We start from the raw sequence: 19008 nt of genomic DNA, 5'->3' as shown, positions 1-19008 counted from the left end.
CACAAAAACAGGGTAATCGGTTAATTATAGGTTTGTTCAGCTGTAATTTGCTTGTAAAGTTTTTGGGGAGTAGTAACAGCGACTAAACCTAAGACGGTAATACCATGCTGATTAAGTATTTTTACAGCCGACCTGGTTGTAGCACCAGTGGTATAAATATCGTCAACTAACAACACTGGGACATGGGGACGGCGACGGCGTAATTCTTGCCCAACAGCAAATGCATCAGCTAAGTTAGCTTCTCGTTCAGAGACTAATAAATCAAATTGTGGTTTAGTTTCTTGGACTCTGGTTAAACCATTGACCTGCAATTTTAACCCAGTTGTTTGACAGAAACTTTTTGCTATTAATGCAGCTTGGTTATAACCACGTTTTTTTTGCTTATGGGGATGAAGTGGGATGGGGATAACTAAAGGAAGCGTTTTGGACACATTTGATAACAACCATGCTTCTCCTAGCCATTGACCCAAGGGGCGGGCAATTTGCGGTTGATTTTCATATTTCATCACGGCGATCGCTCTTTTGACAATCCCACCATACATTCCCCAGCCAAATACTGGTATTGGTTGTTGCCACAAAACCGTAGGATCTTTGTGCTGACACTTTTGTAGTTGCTTCGTACAGTCAGGACAAAATTCACCAGATGTAGGTCTTTGGCATAAAAGACAATTGGATTGCAGAAACAGGTTGAGAAAGTTGTTAAAACTGTGCTTCCAGATTGGCATTTAAACGAGTAGGGAGTGGGAAATGGGGAAAATCCCCTTGAGTTTTTAACTATTGTGCAGCAATTTCATATATACGCGATCGCAGCGTGGTGTTTCTACTCCCGTTGCAGCTTGATAACCATTGCTTTCATACAGTTTGACTGCTTCCACCAATACACTAGCGGTTTCAATCCAAATTTCCTGAAAACCACGGTTGGCGATCGCTGCTTCTAGTTGTTGTAATAAATATTTCCCCAGTCCTAAACCTCTGACACTCGATAAAAGATACATTTTGCGGATTTCCACAGCTTTTCTACCACGTTTAATCGGGTAATATGCCCCCGTACCAACTAGCTGATTTTGGTGTTCGATTACCCAAAACTCACCTCCAGTTTCTAAGTAAAATTCCTCTATTTGCAGCACATCTTTGTCTGCGCCCTTGGGTTCCCAACCCAGACCATATTCTGATAATACATAACTGACGACAGAAGCTGCTCTGGTGCGATCGCCTATCTCCCAGTTACGAATCAAAAAATCTTGATAATAGTTTTTCATTACTATTTAGGGGTCAGGTTTGCACAGAAAATTTTTCTGAATATATATCCCAATGTACCGAGTCAAGAACTAAGTCGGCGGAAAAATTTAAATGTCTATAACGAAATGTAAAGAAAGCTAATAGCTTGACAATAGGGGGTTTCACATTTTCACAAAACTAAACATATATTTGTTTTATTGTACCAACTGACTTCTGGAAAAAATATGTTACAAGCTGCTAAGTAACATCACCCTAAATATAGCCATCTCAAAAAAGGAAAAATCTGCCTAATCATACTAAATGTGGCTCATTCACATCCAAATCAAACAACATAGCAATGTATTAGCAAGTGCTAATCATTAAGTAAAAACCCATAAAATTACCGATTTTGAGGAATAACAATGTCCTAAATTATGCGAGTACGTCCATCTTTATCTAAGACTTCTATGCTAAATTATTACGTGTAAACTAAAACATTACTCATACGCCAGTCCTACCAGCAAAAATCAAGCTATTAAGGAATGCGTGACAAATGTCAATTAGTTTATTCTTGAATCTTGAAAATCAAGACTTTTTTCCCTAGAGAGAATATAAGACCAAAGCAGCTATTGAGCAACTCAGGCATTTCTGTTGAATGGGAAAGCCCACAAATTACCCCTATCCGGGTGATTGTTTAGCAGTTCAAATCATTTCAAAGATTAACAAAATGAAAAACCACGAACAAAAACCCACAAATCTACAACAGCTAAACTGCAATAAAATGCCACTATTTGAACCCCTCAAATTGGAAGAGCAAGATAGCGTAGTTGGTGGTCAAAGTTTCACAGAAGTGATTTTAAATCAAGCAGTAGGTCTTGCAACTAGATTTGTGCCACCGAGTCCTAACGTTCCGGCGAATCCTAACCTTTTTCCGCAGGGTTTTGGTCCCTGTGGAACGTTTATTTGTGCAATCAATTTAGCCCCCAGTCCCGTGGAACCTCAATAGCTGGCGTGGCGTAGCCTTCTACAACCCTTACTTCGTGAATCACCGGCTCAAAATCCCCACCCTATGCGTACATTGAGAGTGGGGACTTGTGCTTTACGTTACAGTAATTTATGAAACTTTAAAAGGGGTATCGCCGATTTGCCCACCATTTCCGCCCCTGAGCCGTTTTAAATGTGTCCCAAGCTACTTTATCACCTTTTTGTGTGGTGTGGAGAGAATCGCGATTTGATCACTCAAAATAATCATCCAGACATTTTTTGGTCATAAAATGCTACAAGCTGCTAAATAACAGCACTGTAAATATCGCAGGAGCAAAAAAAGGGGGATATGGCTAAATATCGTAACTATGACGGTATTCACAGCTAAACAAAAGCAGCTAGAAATGTATAGCTAAATTGGAATTACTAAGTATAAAACCAGTGTCAGAGTCCTGATCAATGAAAAGTGTCCTCAAATATGAGGCTGCGGTTATATTTATACAAGATTTCTATGCTAAATTATTACGTGTAAACTAAAACATTACTTAGTTTATTTTTTGGATCTTGAGAATCGGGACTCCTGCCCCTACAGGGAATATAAAACCAAAGAAGCTACGCAGCAACTCAGGCATTTCTGTTGGGGAAAACCCACCCTGTACCCCTATCCTGGTATTTGTGTAGTCGTTCACATAGCTTTAAAGATTAACAAAATGAAAAACAACGAACAAAAACTAACAAATCCACAACAGCTAAACTGTAATACAAAGCCACTATTTGAACCGCTCAATTTGGCACAGCAAGATAGCGCAGTTGGTGGATTGTTCTCCCTGTCGATTTTGGATGCGTTTCCTGCTGATTTACTCATTCCGGGAAGAGAAGAAGCAGAAGCAGCAGCAGCAGCAGCAGAAGCAGCAGGAACAGTAGCAGTATTACAGGCACAAGCACTGGGATTTTCGATTCAGTTTCCTTTGAGTTTATTACTTAATTAATCGGAAACGGTATAAATTTTTTCACGAAATCGCGTAATTTCCCATGCTTATATTAGCTGGGGATGTCAGCGAGCCAAAAATGAAACGTTCTCAAGGTGTTTTTTGACATAGCCCAAAGACCCTTGGGAACAGTTCAGTGTTTGGCAATACATTAACTTTTGGACGTTTCTGGAGATTGTATTGATATCGGTATAGCATTTCCCAGTCTAATAAAGTCCAAAACTATCCGCGTTTATCTGCGTCCATCTGCGTTTAATTATTACTGCTTGTACCTCACTTGAATAGGAATTGCTGGGACTAATGGCGAAAAACATGGCTTGGTTACTGCACCTCGAATTTTGACCGTGAACCAAAAATTCAGCAAATAAGCAAAGCCAATTCTCTTAAACCTGCGCCAAATTTCCGGAAATGCTGACTATTAATGACAAAAAATTAGATTAAATATATATTAGATTTCTTTAACGAAAATTGTCATGCAAATATCCTTACCAAGCAAATGGCAAAACTAAATAGTTGAAACCTGCTGTAATTTGGGAGATTAACCGGATAGCATTTAAATACGTCTAAACAGACTCTTCAGGATTAAAAGGTCAGTAATCATCAATGTCGCAGTTTTATTTTGATACAAACAATAACGGTCATAAATCTTTTGAATTACCAGGCGCTAGACCGCATTACAACCCAGACCGCCCTGGACAAGTAGAGCATATTTTTCTCGATCTGTGCTTGGATATTCCTCACCAAAGTTACCACGGTAGTTGCAGCATTCGCCTGTTGCCGATCCGCAATGGTATTGACCGTTTGACTTTGGATGCTGTCAACTTAAATATCCAATCTGTACAGGTAGACGAGATAGCGCAGGATTTTGACTATAACGGCGAACATCTGGTGATTCAACTTTCTCAACCAACGCAGATTGGTCAGCATTTGTTGATTGCGATCGCCTACTCAGTGGAAAAGCCTCAACGCGGTATATACTTTATTCAACCAGACAAACACTACCCCAACAAGCCCACCCAAGTCTGGACACAAGGCGAAGACGAAGACTCTCGTTTCTGGTTTCCCTGCTTCGACTATCCCGGACAACTTTCTACTTCCGAAATTCGGGTACGGGTTCCCAAAGATTTAATTGCTATTTCCAACGGCGAACTGATTGACACCCAAAAAGATGGGGATGAAAAAATCTACCATTGGTCACAACAGCAGATTCATCCTACCTACTTAATGACCTTAGCAGTAGGTGACTTTGCCGAAATTCGTGATGAATGGCAAGGTAAACCCGTCACCTACTACGTAGAAAAGGGTAGAAAGGACGATGCTAAACGCAGCATGGGCAAAACTCCCCGCATGATCGAGTTTTTGAGCGAAAAGTATGGTTATGCTTATGCTTTTCCTAAATATGCCCAAGTTTGTGTAGATGATTTCATCTTTGGTGGGATGGAAAATACTTCCACAACCCTACTAACAGATAGATGTTTACTCGATGAACGCGCCACTTTAGATAACCGTGGCACAGAAAGTTTAGTTGTTCACGAATTAGCGCACCAGTGGTTTGGTGACTTAATCGTAATTAAACATTGGTCTCATGCTTGGATTAAGGAAGGTATGGCTTCCTATTCGGAAGTTATGTGGACAGAACACGAATATGGCGACCAAGAAGCCGCATACTATCGATTATTAGAAGCGAGAAGTTACTTAAGCGAAGATAGCCACCGCTACCGCCGCCCGATGGTAACTCATGTTTACCGGGAAGCCATAGAACTTTATGACCGCCATATCTACGAAAAAGGGTCTTGTGTTTATCACATGATTCGGGCGGAATTAGGAGAAGAATTATTTTGGCCAGCAATTCAAAGTTTTGTCCAAGATAATGCCCATAAAACTGTAGAAACAGTAGACTTACTCCGCGCCATTGAAAAGGCTACCGGGCGTAATTTGGCATACCTGTTCGATCAATACGTTTATCGTGGTGGTCATCCCGATTTTAAAGTAGCTTACTCTTGGGATGGAGATGCTAATTTGGCGAAAGTCACAGTCACTCAAACCCAAGCTGACAAGAATGATAGCAAAGATTTGTTTGATCTGAAAATCCCCATTGGTTTTGGCTACAATCAACTGGGTAAACCTCCACAAATCACCACTTTCACTGTGCGGGTGAATGAACGGGAACAAAGCTTTTACTTTCCCCTAGCAGAAAAGCCCCAATTTGTCAGCTTTGATGTGGGAAATCATTTCCTCAAAACTGTGACTTTGGAATATTCAGTTCCAGAGTTGAAAGCACAGTTAGAATTTGACCCTAACCCCATTTCTCGGATCTATGCAGCCGAAGCTTTAGCAAAAAAAGGCGGATTAGAAGCTACCATTGCCCTATCAGCTGCACTGAAAAATGATTCCTTTTGGGGTGTGCAGGTCGAAGCTGCTAAACAACTGGCAGAAATTAAGTTAGATCAAGCCTTTGATGGGTTAGTTCCTGGATTACAAGACCAAAATGCTTATGTGCGGCGTTCTGTAGTCGAAGCACTGGCGACCATCAAAACCCATGACAGTTACAAAGCTGTGAAAAAGTTGGTCAAAAATGGCGATCCCAGTTACTACGTGGAAGCAGCCGCTTGTCGGGCTGTGGGGTCAATCGCATCTGTGAATTTGGCAGACAAACCCAAGGAAGAAAAAGTAATCAAGCTGCTGCAATCCGTTTTAGAATCAAAGGCGGGTTGGAATGAAGTGGTGCGGAGTGGTGCAGTGGTTGGTTTAGCTGAACTGAAAACTTCGGAAGCTGCTGTAAACCTGCTGCTAGAATACACGAAACTGGGTGTACCACAACCATTACGTCTAGCCACAATTCGGGCTTTAGGCAAGATTTCTGTGGGTCAAAGTCCGGTGAATTTAGAACGGATTTTAGAAAAGTTAGCAGAACTAGCCAAAGAAACCTTCTTTCTCACCCAAGTTGCTGTAGTTATAGCCTTGGGACAAATGGAAACTCGCAAAGCTATGGGAATTTTGCGATCGCTAGCCGACCAAACACCAGATGGGCGTGTGCGTCGCTATGCGGAAGAAGAAATTTCCAAGGTGCAAAAGAATGTGGGTACAGACAATGCACTGCGCCAGATGCGTGAGGAACTCGACCAAATCAAGCAACAAAATCAAGAACTGAAAAGTCGCTTAGAAGGTTTGGAAGCAAAATCTAAATAGTCATTGGTCATTGGTCATTGGTCATTGGTCATTGGTCATTGGTCATGAGATGGGGTATTGATGATGAGGAAAACTATTTCCCCACTCACCACTCCCCACTCCCCGGTCATTGGTCATTGGTCATTGGTCATTAGTCATTGAGAAGTGACTGTCTTCTCCCCCCTGCACCCTGCTCCCCTGCCTCTTTCCCCACTCACCACTCCCCGGTCATTGGTCATTAGTCATTGAGAAGTGACTGTCTTCTCCCCCCTGCACCCTGCACCCTGCACCCCTGCCTCTTTCCCTACTTCTCAAGAAAATATTTGTAGTTTTATAAAGTATAATTAAGAAAAAGATAAAAACATCTGGGCAGTATTGTAGGCTAAAACGGCCAAGTATATTACCCGGAAACAATTTAAATTCCTAGTTTTTGATACAAAACTACAAAAAATCCCGAATTACAATTAATTTGTAAGTTGGGACATAAAAAACGAAAGTATATAATTCCCAGTTGAAGAGGTATGTAAAGGCGTGGGTCAGAATCAGCCCGGTCAGCTAAGACGCTACAATTCAGACGCGATCGCTCGTCACTATCGTTACCGTCCCTGGCTTGCTTGGGGGCGAATGTTACAAGTTATCTGGTCTTTTGCTATATTTATCTTCAGTCTCAAGTGGGACGAATGGCAAGATAAAGTCGAGCAAAACAAAGGTAAACGCGCCACTCAGTTACGAGAACTACTCACTAGACTTGGCCCGACATTTATTAAAGTTGGTCAAGCCCTATCCACTCGGCCAGATTTAATCCGGAAGGATTTTTTAGAGGAACTGATCAAACTACAAGACCAGTTACCACCTTTTGATAGTGCGATCGCTTATCAAATTATCGAAACCGAGTTAGACAGACCCATTTCCGAAGTTTTTAGCGAATTGTCAGCTAGCCCAGTGGCGGCGGCTAGTTTAGGGCAAGTTTATCGTGGTCGTTTACTAACTGGCGAAGAAGTAGCAGTGAAGGTACAACGCCCCAACTTACGCCCAGTGATCACACTCGACCTTTATCTGATGCGGTGGATAGCTGGCTGGTTAGCGCCTTGGCTACCCCTCAATCTCGGTCACGATCTGACTTTAATTGTGGACGAGTTTGGCATCAAGTTATTTGAAGAAATTGATTACATCAATGAAGGTCGTAACGCCGAAAAATTTGCCAGCAACTTCCGCAGCGATCCGCGAGTTAAAATTCCGGTGATTTACTGGAGTCAGACTAACACCCATGTTTTAACTCTGGAATGGATTAATGGCTTCAAACTCACCGATACAGACAGAATCAAAGCAGCAGGTTTAGACCCAGAAGTTATTATCCAAATTGGCGTAACTTCAGGTTTACAACAGCTATTGGAACACGGTTTTTTCCATGCTGACCCCCATCCAGGAAATTTGTTTGCTATGCCCGATGGACGCATGGCGTACATTGATTTTGGCATGATGGATCAGTTAGAGGAAAACACCAAAGAAACTCTAGTAGATGCGCTAGTTCATCTGGTAAACAAAGACTACGCCGATTTAGCCGCAGACTTTGTTGAATTGGGTTTTCTCACACCAGACACAAATATTTGCCCCATTATCCCCGCATTAGAATCAGTATTGGGAAATGCCATAGGCAAAAATGTCACGGAATTTAACTTCAAAACCATAACTGATGAATTTTCGGAACTGATGTATGAATATCCGTTTCGAGTTCCCGCAAAGTTCGCCTTGATTATTCGTTCTTTGGTAACACAAGAAGGTATTGCCCTCAGTCTCAACTCAGACTTCAAAATTGTGGAAGTCGGTTATCCCTACATAGCACGACGCTTACTAACTGGGGAATCTCCCGAATTAAGGCGGCGACTATTGAACGTCTTGTTTAAAAATGGTAAATTCCAGTGGCAACGCTTAGAGAATTTGATCGAAATAGCTCGTACTGATAGCAACTTTGATGTATTACCCACAGCCCAAATGGGATTACAATATCTGATGTCTGAAGAAGGTAAATTTCTTCGCCGAGAGTTCGTATTAGCACTCACCGAAGATGACCGTCTCCATACTGAAGAAGTTCAACGCCTGTGGGATTTGGTTAAAGATGACATCAAACCGAATCGTTTGTTAGACGTAGCCATTAGAATGTTGACAGAGTTATCTAGAGAAAGCGTCGCGGCTATCATTCCCAAATCAGGTTTTTTTGCTGCTTTTGGTGGTGTTCAATCAAACTGTAAAAAATAAAAAGTTCAATTTTTTTGCTGCTTAAGTTTTTAATTTAAATTCGGAGTTTTCATGTACTATTTTCCTGAACAACCACCCTATTTTCTGCTAATCATTGGTTTTTTCATAGCATTGACTTCCGGTCTGGCTTTATCAGGCACACTAAAAGTCATAGTGCAGCAATGGACAAAAAATAGTGCAGAAATTTCTCAATCTCCTTCCTCATTAAAACAATTATTTGTGCCATTTTTGGGAATTACTGGCGGTGTTTGTCTATTTCTCTCATCAGGGTTAGAGATATTTGGCTTTCCGTCCTCATTGGCTTTGGGGGTAGGTTTACCAGTAAGTCTTCTGACTTGTTTATTGGTTTGGCTGCAATTGGGAAGTTTGCTAACTTTTGCCAAACGCGAAGGAATGCAAGCTTTAGATTTAGATTCTTGATCTGATAACTATTGATAATTAAGTAAGATATTCTGACAGCATTTTTTGCTGAATTTAGACCAAAGTCGAGAGACGTTCATGCAACGTCTCTAAATTTTTTTATCTGGGTTTGTGTGTTTGATTTACCTAAAAAAACCTGTAATAGCAAGCAGTTTTTTTCTCAGTAATTAAATTTATTTATAGTAAAAATTAGCATTTTTTAAAGCCATAACTCTAGCTAAATTTAAACGGTAGTGATAGCCAATTCTTTTTTGCAATTTTCCCCATAAACTCACCTGGTTGTTAATCAAGGAAGCATCTATATGATGAACTACATCTTTGATTTCTTGCCAGCCATCTGAAGAAATCGTCCAACCCACCTTAGTAGCAGCTATTCCCATTGCATTACCTTCACCAGCATGAATCCCTCTTAATTCCAAATACCTGCCAATCATTGCCCAACATTTTAAGTAATCTACTTCCCTACCATTGTCTCTAGTAATAACAAATAAAGATTCTCCCATATAAGTAACAGTTTCTAACTCTATATTTAAGTTTACAGCTACTTTTTGAAGAGGAGGCAATCTTTCAGGATTATACTTATTGGCGTGTTCTACCAAGTTTTCATAGTGTCCGGCTGTAATTCCTGGTTTCCACTGTAAATTATCTGGTAAAGGAGCTAATATTCTTGTGTCTGCATCAATATGAATTGCCGCTGGAAATTTTGATAAAGCAACTTCCATAAGAATACTTTTGTCATTATAACAATGCAGAATCCCCTGTTGGCGATGTTTAAAAGCTAAAACATTGGAATTTTCTTGAAAGCAACTTGGTTCGTCTGTTAAGACTAATAATATAGTGCCAGGAGAATATTTTTCTAAATCACTAGCTAATTGTTGAGCCAGAAGACGATATTTATTTCTTAAGGCTAATGTACAAAAGCAGAAATCCTTTTGTTCGTGACTCATAAACTGCTTGTTAATTGTATTTTATCTGAATTTCAATAGAGACAAAATAAATGATAGACAAATATTGTAAATGATTTTGCGTGATTTTTTTAAACTTCAGTGCCACACTCACCCGTCAGGTAAGTATGTAATATATCTTGTCTCTATCTGTCGCCTGAGTTATGAGATACTAGATTTTTGCTACAAATTAAGTCATTACTTAATAATTCGAGTGTTGGGAACTTGGGAGGGGTCGCAGAGTGGCTGAGGATAAAAGTACAGTAAGCCCAGAACAGATTGATCAGCAGGACTTTTCTTGGTCTTTCTGGTTTACATTGCCACTCTACCCTTATGGCAAGCGGCGGACAATTCGCCAAGAAGTAATTAAAGACACCATCTGGACTTTTGACCAAATGCAGGGCATTTTCTACGTTGTTGTGCCGATTCGCATGACCGTAGTTAAGCTAGATCAAGGAGGTCTTCTCGTCTATGCTCCCGTTGCGCCCACCCCAGAATGTATCCGACTTGTGAAAGAGTTGGTGGCAGAACACGGAGAGCTTAAGTATATTATTTTGCCAACTGTCTCCGGGCTAGAACACAAAGTCTTCGTTGGCCCCTTTGCCCGATACTTTCCCAACGCACAGGTTTTTGTGGCTCCACATCAATGGAGTTTTCCGTTAAATCTTCCTCTGGGCTGGCTGGGCTTACCTGCTAAACGAACTCAGGTATTACCTCCAGATGCTAGCCAAACCCCATTTGCTGAGGAGTTTGACTATGCGATTCTCGGACCTATCGAGCTAGGGCCGGGGAGGTTTGCGGAAGTGGCATTTTTCCACAAGCGATCGCATACTTTATTAGTAACCGATTCAATAATTTCCGTATCAGTAGATCCGCCAGCGATTGTACAATTAGATCCATATCCCTTGCTATTCCATGCCAAAGACAAAGCATCTGATCTGATTGCAGATACTCCAGCAAATCGCCGTCAGGGATGGCAGCGTATTTCGTTATTTGCTTTGTATTTTCGTCCCAGTGTATTAGAAGTCATTGGATGGGGTAAAGTATTGCGCGATGCTATTCAAGCACGCGATCGCTCACAAAAGGCTTATTTTGGTTTATTTCCTTTTAAATGGCGCTCAGATTGGCAGCGCTCATTCGATATACTCAGAGGTGAGGGTCGTTTGTTTGTCGCCCCGATTTTGCAGACACTCATTCTCAACCGCGCACCGAGAGAAACCATTGACTGGGCTTCAAAGGTGGCTAGTTGGGATTTTCAGTGGATTATTCCTTGTCACTTTGACTCACCGATTAAAGCAGAACCGATACAGTTTCGGCAAGCATTCTCCTTCCTGGAAAAGCATCCGGCTAGCAGTGCGGGTTTGTTAAGTAGTAATAGTTATCCCTTACCAGAGGAGGATTTTCAACTACTTAGAGAAATTGATCAAGGTTTAAAAAGAAGTGGTATTGTGCCACCACCAAAAGAGAAAGTATAGGCTGAAATTGGCAAAATGCGGGATACTCGGCTTTAAAAGTAGTGATTGCTGCGGAACATTGGAGAAGAATTGAGCTAGAAATTGAAGATATACCTTTGAGAATGTTGCTTCAACAAAAGGTATCGCCAGCCTCAAAACCCGCAACACCCCAATAAAGCGATAGACTCGTTACAACTCTGGGAGTAAAGACTGGTTGCTTGTCAGCACAGACAACGAGCTGCTGACAGGAAACATCACTGGACATACATAAATTTTCTTGTTAGGTAATCAGTAATTAGAATCGTCAGTGTTCAATCCGGAAAAATTCCATAAGTTCAGATGATTCTGACCAATAGTTCCTTAATGGTACAAGCCCCCAGATGTCTCTGTGGAATTAATCGAAAATACGACGCTGCTAGCTTTATCTGTGGGGTCAATCCAAAATCCAAAATCCAAAATCCAAAATCCAAAATCCAAAATTGTTTGACCTAATTTGGCGTTATTGCTGTTCTGACTCTTTGTGAGGTATACCCAAGGATGAACCACAGATTTACACAGATAAATCCGTACCTACCACATTCAGACTCGCCATAACTGAATTAACTTTTGAGCAAAACGTAGTTTTATTATGCCCAGTTCCAAAATATTCACTACAAATTTTGATTTTCAAGGAGTTTACCCTTGTCCCGTCTGTCGCGTAGGTAAAATTTCTCAGATGCCAATGATGGAGACTATGGCTTGTGACTTCTGCCATGAAATTTTTACCGTTAACCTAGAACAACAACAAATCAAGATGCCTTCTCGGCAACCTCCCCTGATTTGGCGCTGGAATGGCTTTAACTGGACAGAAACCCAGTTGGAAGGTGTGGAATTGGGTTGGGGTTATGGGCTAGCAGCAATTGCTTTTGTCGTGTTGCCCACAAGTTTAATTGGTCTAGTCGCTTATTACTTTCCTCCACTATCTCATGATCCCATTACTTGGCTACCTTATATCTGGACTATACTCACTTTTTTGTCACATTTATCCGTTATTTTGTGGATTTTGGTGGAGATATATCAAATTCCAGTTGTCGCTTATTTCAGAGCCATGAATCGGTGGCGAAATGGGATGATGGGGAGAGAATAAAATTTAATCCTCAAAAGCCAAAAAATCAGAGTTAAATGCCACGACTTGATTCGTATTTGTTTGGCATAAAAACCTCTTATGGCTAATATCTAGATCAAGTGGGAAAATAGGCATAAGGCTGATGACAAACAACTGCATCGATACAAAACTACACGTTTAACTAGGCGATGACGGTAAAGTTTCGGTGTATACAAAGAAGATAGAGTATTTGAGAATTTGCCCACAAAAAGGTTATTTATGAACTGAGTTATCTAATACACGCTTGTATAATATTTAAATCTCAGTATTGAATTTAGAGCAGATAAGGAGAAGCTCTTGTTGAATTTATTTATACCTGGGGACAAGAAACCGCCCACGGGCTTGGCCAAAACAGTAACTAGAACCAATTCCAGTCTGATGAGTAGATTTGAGTAGGTTTTATTGAGCGGCTGCATCACTCATACTTTATTTGATTGTTGACAATAATATCATAATGAGCGAGATGGAGCAGTATTATAGAGTTTTAGAAATAGAACCTGGAGCAACACTTGAGGAAGTTAACCAAGCTTATAAAGATTTGGTTTTCATTTGGCATCCTGATCGCATTCCTCAAGATAATCACCGCTTACAAAAGAAAGCCCAAGACAAGCTGAAAGCTATTAATGAAGCTCGTGATAAATTGCGCTCTTTACATGGTAAGCAGAAAAACATTTATCATTCTCCAGCATCTCAAGCCAAAAAACCACCTCAAAGTACCTACAAACCACCTAAGACTAACCCTGATTTGAGTGGTAAAGACTTTAGTGGCTCTAACTTAAGCAACAAAGATTTATCTGGCAGAAACTTGAGTTACGCTGACTTGAGTGGGGCTGATCTCAGTGATAGTTTTATGCATAAAGTTATTCTCAGAGGGGCAAATTTATCTGAAGCAAATTTGTTTAGAGCTAACTTGCTTTTAGCCGACATGAGAGAAGCCAACTTGCGTTCTACTAACTTGATTGGTGCGGATTTGAGTGGAGCCGATTTGCGCGGAGCCGACTTGACAGGAGCGCGGATTCGTTCAGGCGATCGCCTGCTGGTAAAATTGATTGGTGCTAACTTAGCTGGGGCAATTATGCCTGATGGTGTCATCCATAGTTAACATGACTACACAAAGAAGGTATTGTTAACCTAAAGATGCCTACTATCGACTGAAAAAATCTGTTTTATTTATGAACATTGCCATTATTGGTTGTGGTTACGTTGGTTGTGCAGTTGCTCAAGCTTGGCAGCAAAAGATGACTTTTATGGTCACAGCTACCACAACTACCCCTGAGCGTGTCCCAACTTTACAAACTGTAGCCCAAAAAGTTGTAGTCACCCAAGGAAATGACCGAGAAAAGCTAAAATCTGTATTGCACAATCAAGATATTGTGTTGTTGAGTATTGGGGCAAAAGGGGCAAATTCATATGAAGAAACTTATCTGAATACTGCGAAAACTTTAGTGGAAATTTTACAGGATACTCCTAGTGTTAAGCAACTCATATACACTGGCAGTTATTCTGTTTATGGCGATCACAACGGTGCTGGCGTAGATGAAGAAACCCTAGCGACACCAAGCCATGATAATGGAAAAATTCTCAAAGCAACTGAAGATATATTGTTAGGAGCATCGAGTGAAAAGCTCCGTGTTTGTATCTTAAGGTTGGGAGGTATTTATGGATTTAACAGAGAACTGATCAAAATCTTCAGTAGAGTTCCTGGTACAACTCGTCCCGGTAATGGTGAAGATGTCGCTAATTGGATTCACCTTGATGATATTGTTGGGGCGATAGAATTTGTGCGTTTCAATCATTTGCAAGGTATTTATAATCTGGTAGATGATGCTGGTCTTACCAGTGGAGAATTGCTGGATAGATTGATGGAAAAACACAATTTACCCAAAGTAAAATGGGATCATACTGCCAAAAATAACCGCTCATATAATGTTAAAGTATCCAATCAAAAAATCAAAGAGGCTGGATATAAATTAATTCATCCACAGATAATTTTTTAATTAAATTTTCAAATAAATACTATGGTAAACACAGTGAACATTACAATATCTCCTACCCAATTTTACACTTGGCAAAATTATCGTTGTGTCTACGAACTACATCAACCAGCTAACTCCAGTAATGAGGGTCTACCTTTACTTTTAATTCATCCGATTGGTGTGGGATTATCGCGGCAATTTTGGCAGAGATTTCGCAGCCAATGGTATAGAAAAGGTCATAAAAATCCTATTTACAATCCTGACTTACTAGGATGTGGTGAGAGTGATATGCCCCATGTGGCTTATACTCCTAAAGATTGGGCAGAGCAATTAGAATATTTTTTGCAAACAATCGTCAAAGAACCTGTTGTGATTGTAGTGCAAGGTGCTTTATTACCAGTTGCTATAGAGTTAGTGCAGAAACAATCTAATTTAATTGCTGGAATGATTTTAGCAGGACCTCCAGCTTGGCCAGTGATTACGAAAAACTCATCAGCATTGCAGCACAAAATTGCTTGGAATATCTTTGATTCGCCTTTTGGTAAAGCTTTCTATCGCTATGCGCGGACAGAAAAGTTTTTGCGTTCTTTCTCCACTCGGCAACTTTTTGCTTCGGAAAATGCTGTAGATAAAGAATGGTTAGATATGTTAGTTGCGGGGGCGGAAAATCCTGAAAGTCGCCATGCAGTCTTTTCCTTTTTGGCTGGATTTTGGCGACAGGATTATAGTGGTTATCTTGCTTGTATCAATCAGCCGACATTGGTAGTTTTGGGAGAAACTGCATCGAGTATTAGCAAAGAAGGTAAACAAGAAACACCAGATGAACGCATGGCGGATTATCTCGGCTGTTTACCTCAAGGTAGTGGAATTAAATTACCGGGACGCAACGTTTTACCCTATGAATCCACAGTTCAATTTGTAGAAGCGATCGCGCCATTTATCGCCGGACTGAAAACTGTCACCTAACTCTGAAACAAAACAGCAATACCCAAGCGCTTCTCTTATCTCTGCTTCGTTGTCTCTTGTATTTTAACTACGAAGCTGGATCTAATATCTGGAGTTTAATCAATTGAACTAAAATCTGTCCACAAAATGTGATAAATCCACCGATTATTAAAAGCATAATTGAGTTTTTATGTTCTACAAAGAAGTTATATTTGTTGGGTTCATTTATCATATAAACAACAGGATATTTTTTGTCTTCAGTTATTAAATGAAAAATGAAAATTATTAATGAGGATATAATAACAACGTATACTATAGTGACTTGAATAACATCATTTACATTGATAATATTTTTCTCCAGCAAAAAATAACCTATTAAAAAAATAAACATTGGTAAAAATGATTTAAGTAACCTCAAAAATAACCATAAAGTCTTATGAGACTTTGATTTAATACATCGAGTTTCCAGGATTTCTTTTAACTTAGTAACAATTCCTATGGATTCTATATCATCTTCTAAAGCAAAAATTGTTGTCTCGTAATCCGACATTTTTAAACTAACTTGTGGCTGTTTTGATTGGAATCGAATTTGGTAAAACTCTGACTGACCTAATTGTTTTAATTCCTCTAATGAATCTAATTCATAATCTTCAGTACATATGATGTAACATTGGCAATAAGTTTGATATATTGCGTCGAGTTTTTCAATATCTTCTAGAAAAAGTTTGACAGGAGGCAGAGACGTGTATACATATTTTGGTAATTTTTTCATGGCATTATTAAATAATGAACGATAAAATTAGGTAATCAATTGCTGTAATTTCAGGCGATTTTTCATCTACCTTCACTTGTCCCAACAATAATCTAAGCGATCGCAACTTCAAATAAATCGCTAAAATCGAAATGTTTACTTATGTGTGCTGAGGTTGTGGCTAATATATCTTGTCCCCATTGCCATCAACTCGTTGATAATCAGGCGATTACCTGCCCCTATTGTCGGACAACGCTCAAAGCTTACGGTCATCCAGGGATTCCACTGCACCGTGCAACTGGGAAAGAGTATCTGTGCGACAGTTGCACATACCACGCCGATAATACTTGTAACTTTCCTCAACGCCCCTACGCTAAAGACTGTACCTTGTACGAAAATCTCCAAGAGAGCAAGTTCAGATTACAAGAGCAGCGTGACGCTAGCAGCTTTGGTGCAACTGTGAAAAATTGGACTAAACGTAATCAGTCTTGGCTGTTGCTACTAGGCTTATTATTGGTCTGCTTGCTCATCGCTTTGTCAACTTCTTGATCTCAGCCCAATCCTGAGACTGTAGGAATTGTGATGGTTTCCGCCGGAGAATCAACTAGCATCTTTGGCTGTTCTTCAAATAAAGTTAAATCGAACCAAAAAGTAGTACCCACTCCCACTTCACTCACCAGATGCATTTGACTACGATGCCGTTCCATGATGTTTCTCACAATGGATAAACCCAAGCCAGTACCTTCTAGGGTGTGAACTCGGTTTTCTACACGGAAAAAACGGTCAAAAATTGCCTGTTGGTCTTCTGTGGCAATGCCAATACCAGTATCGGAGATTTCCACCCGCACATGAGCCTGCTGATTGTGTGAGTTCGGCTTGGGATCTAATTGGTAGGCGCGAATTGCAACTTGACCACCAGACTCAGAGAATTTGAGAGAATTACCGACCAAATTAGCTAAGACTTGCAACAATAAATCATAATTACCCAAGACTAAGGGTAAATCCACGGGTAATTCCTGAATGAGTTCAATACCTTTGTCCCTAGCATTCAATTGGTAAGTCCGCAGGGTTTGGTCGATGGCTTGGGCTAAGTCTACCCCACCAAAGTTGTAGCTGCGTCCAGATTCGAGTTTGGACAAATCCAAAACATCGTTAACTAAACGGGTGAGTCTGTCGGTTTCATTATTGACAGTTTGGAGAAAATCCTGTCGTTGTTCTACACTCAAATCTTCGCCATACTCATGCAAAGTTTCAATGAAGGATTTGATATTAAACAGAGGCGTGCGTAATTCGTGAGAAACGTTGCTGATAAATTGGCTTTTGGCCTCATTCAGTTCTACCTCACGAGTAATATCCTGGACAGTGATGGCAATACCTTTGATGCTCTCTCTTTGCAGGTTGAGTACAGTAGTCAAGAGAATGCGGACGGTGCGCTTAGTGGCTTCGTTCAAATGAATCCGGAACTCGGCACTTTCACATTCACCGGCGGCCATTTCCGACAAGGGACGGCTAATTTCCATCTGCACGGCTGAGGGCAAATGATGTAAAACATTGCAACCCTCAACTTTTATGCCTTCCCAGCCAAAAATGCGCCGCGCTGTGGGATTAACTAAAATCACCTGCATACTGTTATCAATTAACACAGCACCATCGGCGATTGTAGAAACTAGGGTTTCGAGTTTGGCTTTTTCTGCGGTTAATTCTTCAATATTTTGCTCTTCATAGCGCTCTAGACGCTCTGCCATTTCATTAAAACTGAGAATTACCTCTCCGAGTTCCCCTCCTAGCGGTAAGTCAATGCGCTGCTTGAAATTACCCGCAGCAATTTGTTTTACTCCCACCAGCAGTTCTTTAATCGGCTTCGTAATAGTCAACGCGTTAATTACTCCTGCCAAAATCACCATTACCCAAATCGTGATAAAAACGGCAATGGTGACATCGCGGGTGAAATTAGTGGAAATAACTGCGGTTTGGTTGGGGTTGATGCCAATGGCCAAGACACCCTGGTAGTTGTGATCGACAATCAGGGGGATAAATACATCGGTGACTACCCCAGATGGAGTCATGTGTTGCCGCACCATCGGCTTTTCCAGGTCATTGGTGTAATCTTCTGGCAGTTGTATGCGTCGTTCAATGGTCAGGGAGTTTTCTACCTCTGGTTCCCAAAAAGGAATGCCAAAAAATATTTTCCCAGTTTGATCCGCGTAGAGCATATAACGCACACTAGAGGTAGTGCTGTAGAAGCGTTGGGAAAATTGGGCAACTTCAGTGAGATTATGATCAGCTATGAGGGGAGCAACGTTAGCCGCAAGCAGTAGTCCTAAGTCACGACCAAAGCGGGTATCATTCATCCGGGCATCTTGCTGAATTGTATTCACAGCCCAGAAGGTTAGACCACTCATGACCAATGACACTACCAAGGTGGCGACAGCCAAAAGTTTGGTCTGGAGTGTGAATTCAGACCACCAGTTGGTGAGTGTCTTGGACACGCCGTTGGCGAACGCTTCTCGGATTGTTTTTAAAGGAGCCAGCATTTTAAACAAAGTTGTTAGTAGTTTTGGTTATTCAACCCCAACAACTAAAAAATTAACAGTTAATTTGATAAATATGTTAATTGAAGATGAGGGTATAGAGAAGATGGCAACTTTCAAGGGTAGGTTTTGCTTAATTCCCGCAAATGAGGTCAGAGACAGCAGACGATTATTGCCCTGCTAGATGGATAACTTCCATATACCTTAATCATACTGTGGTCTTCGCAG

16 protein-coding genes are annotated in these 19008 nt (G+C 40.7%); 11 read left to right on the top strand and 5 right to left on the bottom strand.

The genetic code is table 11. The features are described 5' to 3' along the window. Positions 1–20: 20 nt before the first annotated feature. Both AACX33_RS01975 and AACX33_RS01970 read right to left on the bottom strand, forming a co-directional pair. Positions 21–725, bottom strand: coding sequence for a ComF family protein (locus AACX33_RS01975; RefSeq protein WP_193996958.1), 705 nt, complete (start codon positions 723–725; stop codon positions 21–23). 45 nt (positions 726–770) lie between these two features. Continuing rightward, the gene (locus AACX33_RS01970; RefSeq protein WP_193996957.1) at positions 771–1259 is read right to left on the bottom strand and encodes a GNAT family N-acetyltransferase; all 489 of its coding nucleotides are present in this window, start codon (positions 1257–1259) and stop codon (positions 771–773) included. A 686-nt stretch (positions 1260–1945) separates the two neighbouring features. On the opposite strand from AACX33_RS01970, the gene AACX33_RS01965 reads away from it, so the two are divergent. From AACX33_RS01965 to AACX33_RS01945, 5 genes are all read left to right on the top strand, one after another. Beyond that, positions 1946–2224 (top strand): hypothetical protein, encoded by a 279-nt coding sequence (locus AACX33_RS01965; protein ID WP_193996956.1) that lies wholly within the window; start codon positions 1946–1948, stop codon positions 2222–2224. A 688-nt stretch (positions 2225–2912) separates the two neighbouring features. Continuing rightward, on the top strand, positions 2913–3191 hold the full coding sequence (locus AACX33_RS01960; protein WP_227788841.1) for a hypothetical protein: 279 nt from the start codon (positions 2913–2915) through the stop codon (positions 3189–3191). 603 nt (positions 3192–3794) lie between these two features. Next, positions 3795–6380, top strand: coding sequence for a M1 family metallopeptidase (locus tag AACX33_RS01955; RefSeq protein ID WP_193996955.1), 2586 nt, complete (start codon positions 3795–3797; stop codon positions 6378–6380). A 510-nt stretch (positions 6381–6890) separates the two neighbouring features. After that, positions 6891–8615 carry an AarF/UbiB family protein gene (locus AACX33_RS01950; protein ID WP_193996954.1) on the top strand — a complete coding sequence of 575 codons (1725 nt, stop codon included), beginning with the start codon at positions 6891–6893 and terminating at the stop codon, positions 8613–8615. 51 nt (positions 8616–8666) lie between these two features. Further along, the gene (locus AACX33_RS01945; protein WP_193996953.1) at positions 8667–9035 is read left to right on the top strand and encodes a hypothetical protein; all 369 of its coding nucleotides are present in this window, start codon (positions 8667–8669) and stop codon (positions 9033–9035) included. Positions 9036–9208: 173 nt separating this feature from the next. Here the strand turns inward: AACX33_RS01945 and AACX33_RS01940 are convergent, their stop codons facing one another. Continuing rightward, complete coding sequence (locus tag AACX33_RS01940; protein ID WP_193996952.1) at positions 9209–9982, bottom strand: hypothetical protein; 774 nt, start codon at positions 9980–9982, stop codon at positions 9209–9211. A gap of 239 nt (positions 9983–10221) precedes the next feature. Here AACX33_RS01940 and AACX33_RS01935 point away from each other — a divergent pair, with 239 nt between their 5' ends. The 5 genes from AACX33_RS01935 to AACX33_RS01915 all read left to right on the top strand — a co-directional run bounded on the left by AACX33_RS01935 (position 10222) and on the right by AACX33_RS01915 (position 15519). After that, positions 10222–11454 carry a DUF4336 domain-containing protein gene (locus tag AACX33_RS01935; protein ID WP_193996951.1) on the top strand — a complete coding sequence of 411 codons (1233 nt, stop codon included), beginning with the start codon at positions 10222–10224 and terminating at the stop codon, positions 11452–11454. 607 nt (positions 11455–12061) lie between these two features. Next, on the top strand, positions 12062–12559 hold the full coding sequence (locus AACX33_RS01930) for a hypothetical protein (RefSeq protein WP_193996950.1): 498 nt from the start codon (positions 12062–12064) through the stop codon (positions 12557–12559). Positions 12560–13031: 472 nt separating this feature from the next. Then, positions 13032–13679, top strand: a complete 648-nt coding sequence (locus AACX33_RS01925) for a pentapeptide repeat-containing protein (RefSeq protein WP_193996949.1) — start codon at positions 13032–13034, stop codon at positions 13677–13679. Between the two features lie 70 nt (positions 13680–13749). After that, on the top strand, positions 13750–14574 hold the full coding sequence (locus AACX33_RS01920; RefSeq protein ID WP_193996948.1) for an NAD-dependent epimerase/dehydratase family protein: 825 nt from the start codon (positions 13750–13752) through the stop codon (positions 14572–14574). A gap of 21 nt (positions 14575–14595) precedes the next feature. Beyond that, complete coding sequence (locus AACX33_RS01915) at positions 14596–15519, top strand: alpha/beta fold hydrolase (RefSeq protein WP_193996947.1); 924 nt, start codon at positions 14596–14598, stop codon at positions 15517–15519. Between the two features lie 67 nt (positions 15520–15586). Here the strand turns inward: AACX33_RS01915 and AACX33_RS01910 are convergent, their stop codons facing one another. Continuing rightward, complete coding sequence (locus AACX33_RS01910; RefSeq protein WP_193996946.1) at positions 15587–16270, bottom strand: hypothetical protein; 684 nt, start codon at positions 16268–16270, stop codon at positions 15587–15589. Between the two features lie 156 nt (positions 16271–16426). Here AACX33_RS01910 and AACX33_RS01905 point away from each other — a divergent pair, with 156 nt between their 5' ends. Next, positions 16427–16798: a zinc ribbon domain-containing protein gene (locus AACX33_RS01905; protein ID WP_193997517.1), complete on the top strand. Its 372-nt coding sequence runs from the start codon at positions 16427–16429 to the stop codon at positions 16796–16798. A gap of 2 nt (positions 16799–16800) precedes the next feature. Here the strand turns inward: AACX33_RS01905 and nblS are convergent, their stop codons facing one another. Further along, positions 16801–18783 (bottom strand): two-component system sensor histidine kinase NblS, encoded by a 1983-nt coding sequence (nblS, locus tag AACX33_RS01900; RefSeq protein WP_193996945.1) that lies wholly within the window; start codon positions 18781–18783, stop codon positions 16801–16803. Positions 18784–19008 lie beyond the last annotated feature (225 nt).

The sequence above is a fragment of the Nodularia sp. LEGE 04288 genome, from assembly GCF_963896525.1.
Lineage (GTDB): Bacteria > Cyanobacteriota > Cyanobacteriia > Cyanobacteriales > Nostocaceae > Nodularia.
This window is presented reverse-complemented; position numbering and strand designations above follow the sequence as displayed.

Excerpts from the sequence above, each read along its gene's own strand:
- AACX33_RS01910 (WP_193996946.1), bottom strand. The coding sequence starts at position 16,270 with ATGAAAAAATTACCAAAATATGTATACACGTCTCTGCCTCCTGTCAAA.
- AACX33_RS01955 (WP_193996955.1), top strand. The coding sequence starts at position 3,795 with ATGTCGCAGTTTTATTTTGATACAAACAATAACGGTCATAAATCTTTT.
- AACX33_RS01920 (WP_193996948.1), top strand. The coding sequence starts at position 13,750 with ATGAACATTGCCATTATTGGTTGTGGTTACGTTGGTTGTGCAGTTGCT.
- AACX33_RS01965 (WP_193996956.1), top strand. The coding sequence starts at position 1,946 with ATGAAAAACCACGAACAAAAACCCACAAATCTACAACAGCTAAACTGC.
- AACX33_RS01915 (WP_193996947.1), top strand. The coding sequence starts at position 14,596 with ATGGTAAACACAGTGAACATTACAATATCTCCTACCCAATTTTACACT.
- AACX33_RS01945 (WP_193996953.1), top strand. The coding sequence starts at position 8,667 with ATGTACTATTTTCCTGAACAACCACCCTATTTTCTGCTAATCATTGGT.
- AACX33_RS01940 (WP_193996952.1), bottom strand. The coding sequence starts at position 9,982 with ATGAGTCACGAACAAAAGGATTTCTGCTTTTGTACATTAGCCTTAAGA.
- AACX33_RS01925 (WP_193996949.1), top strand. The coding sequence starts at position 13,032 with ATGAGCGAGATGGAGCAGTATTATAGAGTTTTAGAAATAGAACCTGGA.
- nblS (WP_193996945.1), bottom strand. The coding sequence starts at position 18,783 with ATGCTGGCTCCTTTAAAAACAATCCGAGAAGCGTTCGCCAACGGCGTG.
- AACX33_RS01960 (WP_227788841.1), top strand. The coding sequence starts at position 2,913 with ATGAAAAACAACGAACAAAAACTAACAAATCCACAACAGCTAAACTGT.
- AACX33_RS01975 (WP_193996958.1), bottom strand. The coding sequence starts at position 725 with ATGCCAATCTGGAAGCACAGTTTTAACAACTTTCTCAACCTGTTTCTG.
- AACX33_RS01970 (WP_193996957.1), bottom strand. The coding sequence starts at position 1,259 with ATGAAAAACTATTATCAAGATTTTTTGATTCGTAACTGGGAGATAGGC.
- AACX33_RS01930 (WP_193996950.1), top strand. The coding sequence starts at position 12,062 with ATGCCCAGTTCCAAAATATTCACTACAAATTTTGATTTTCAAGGAGTT.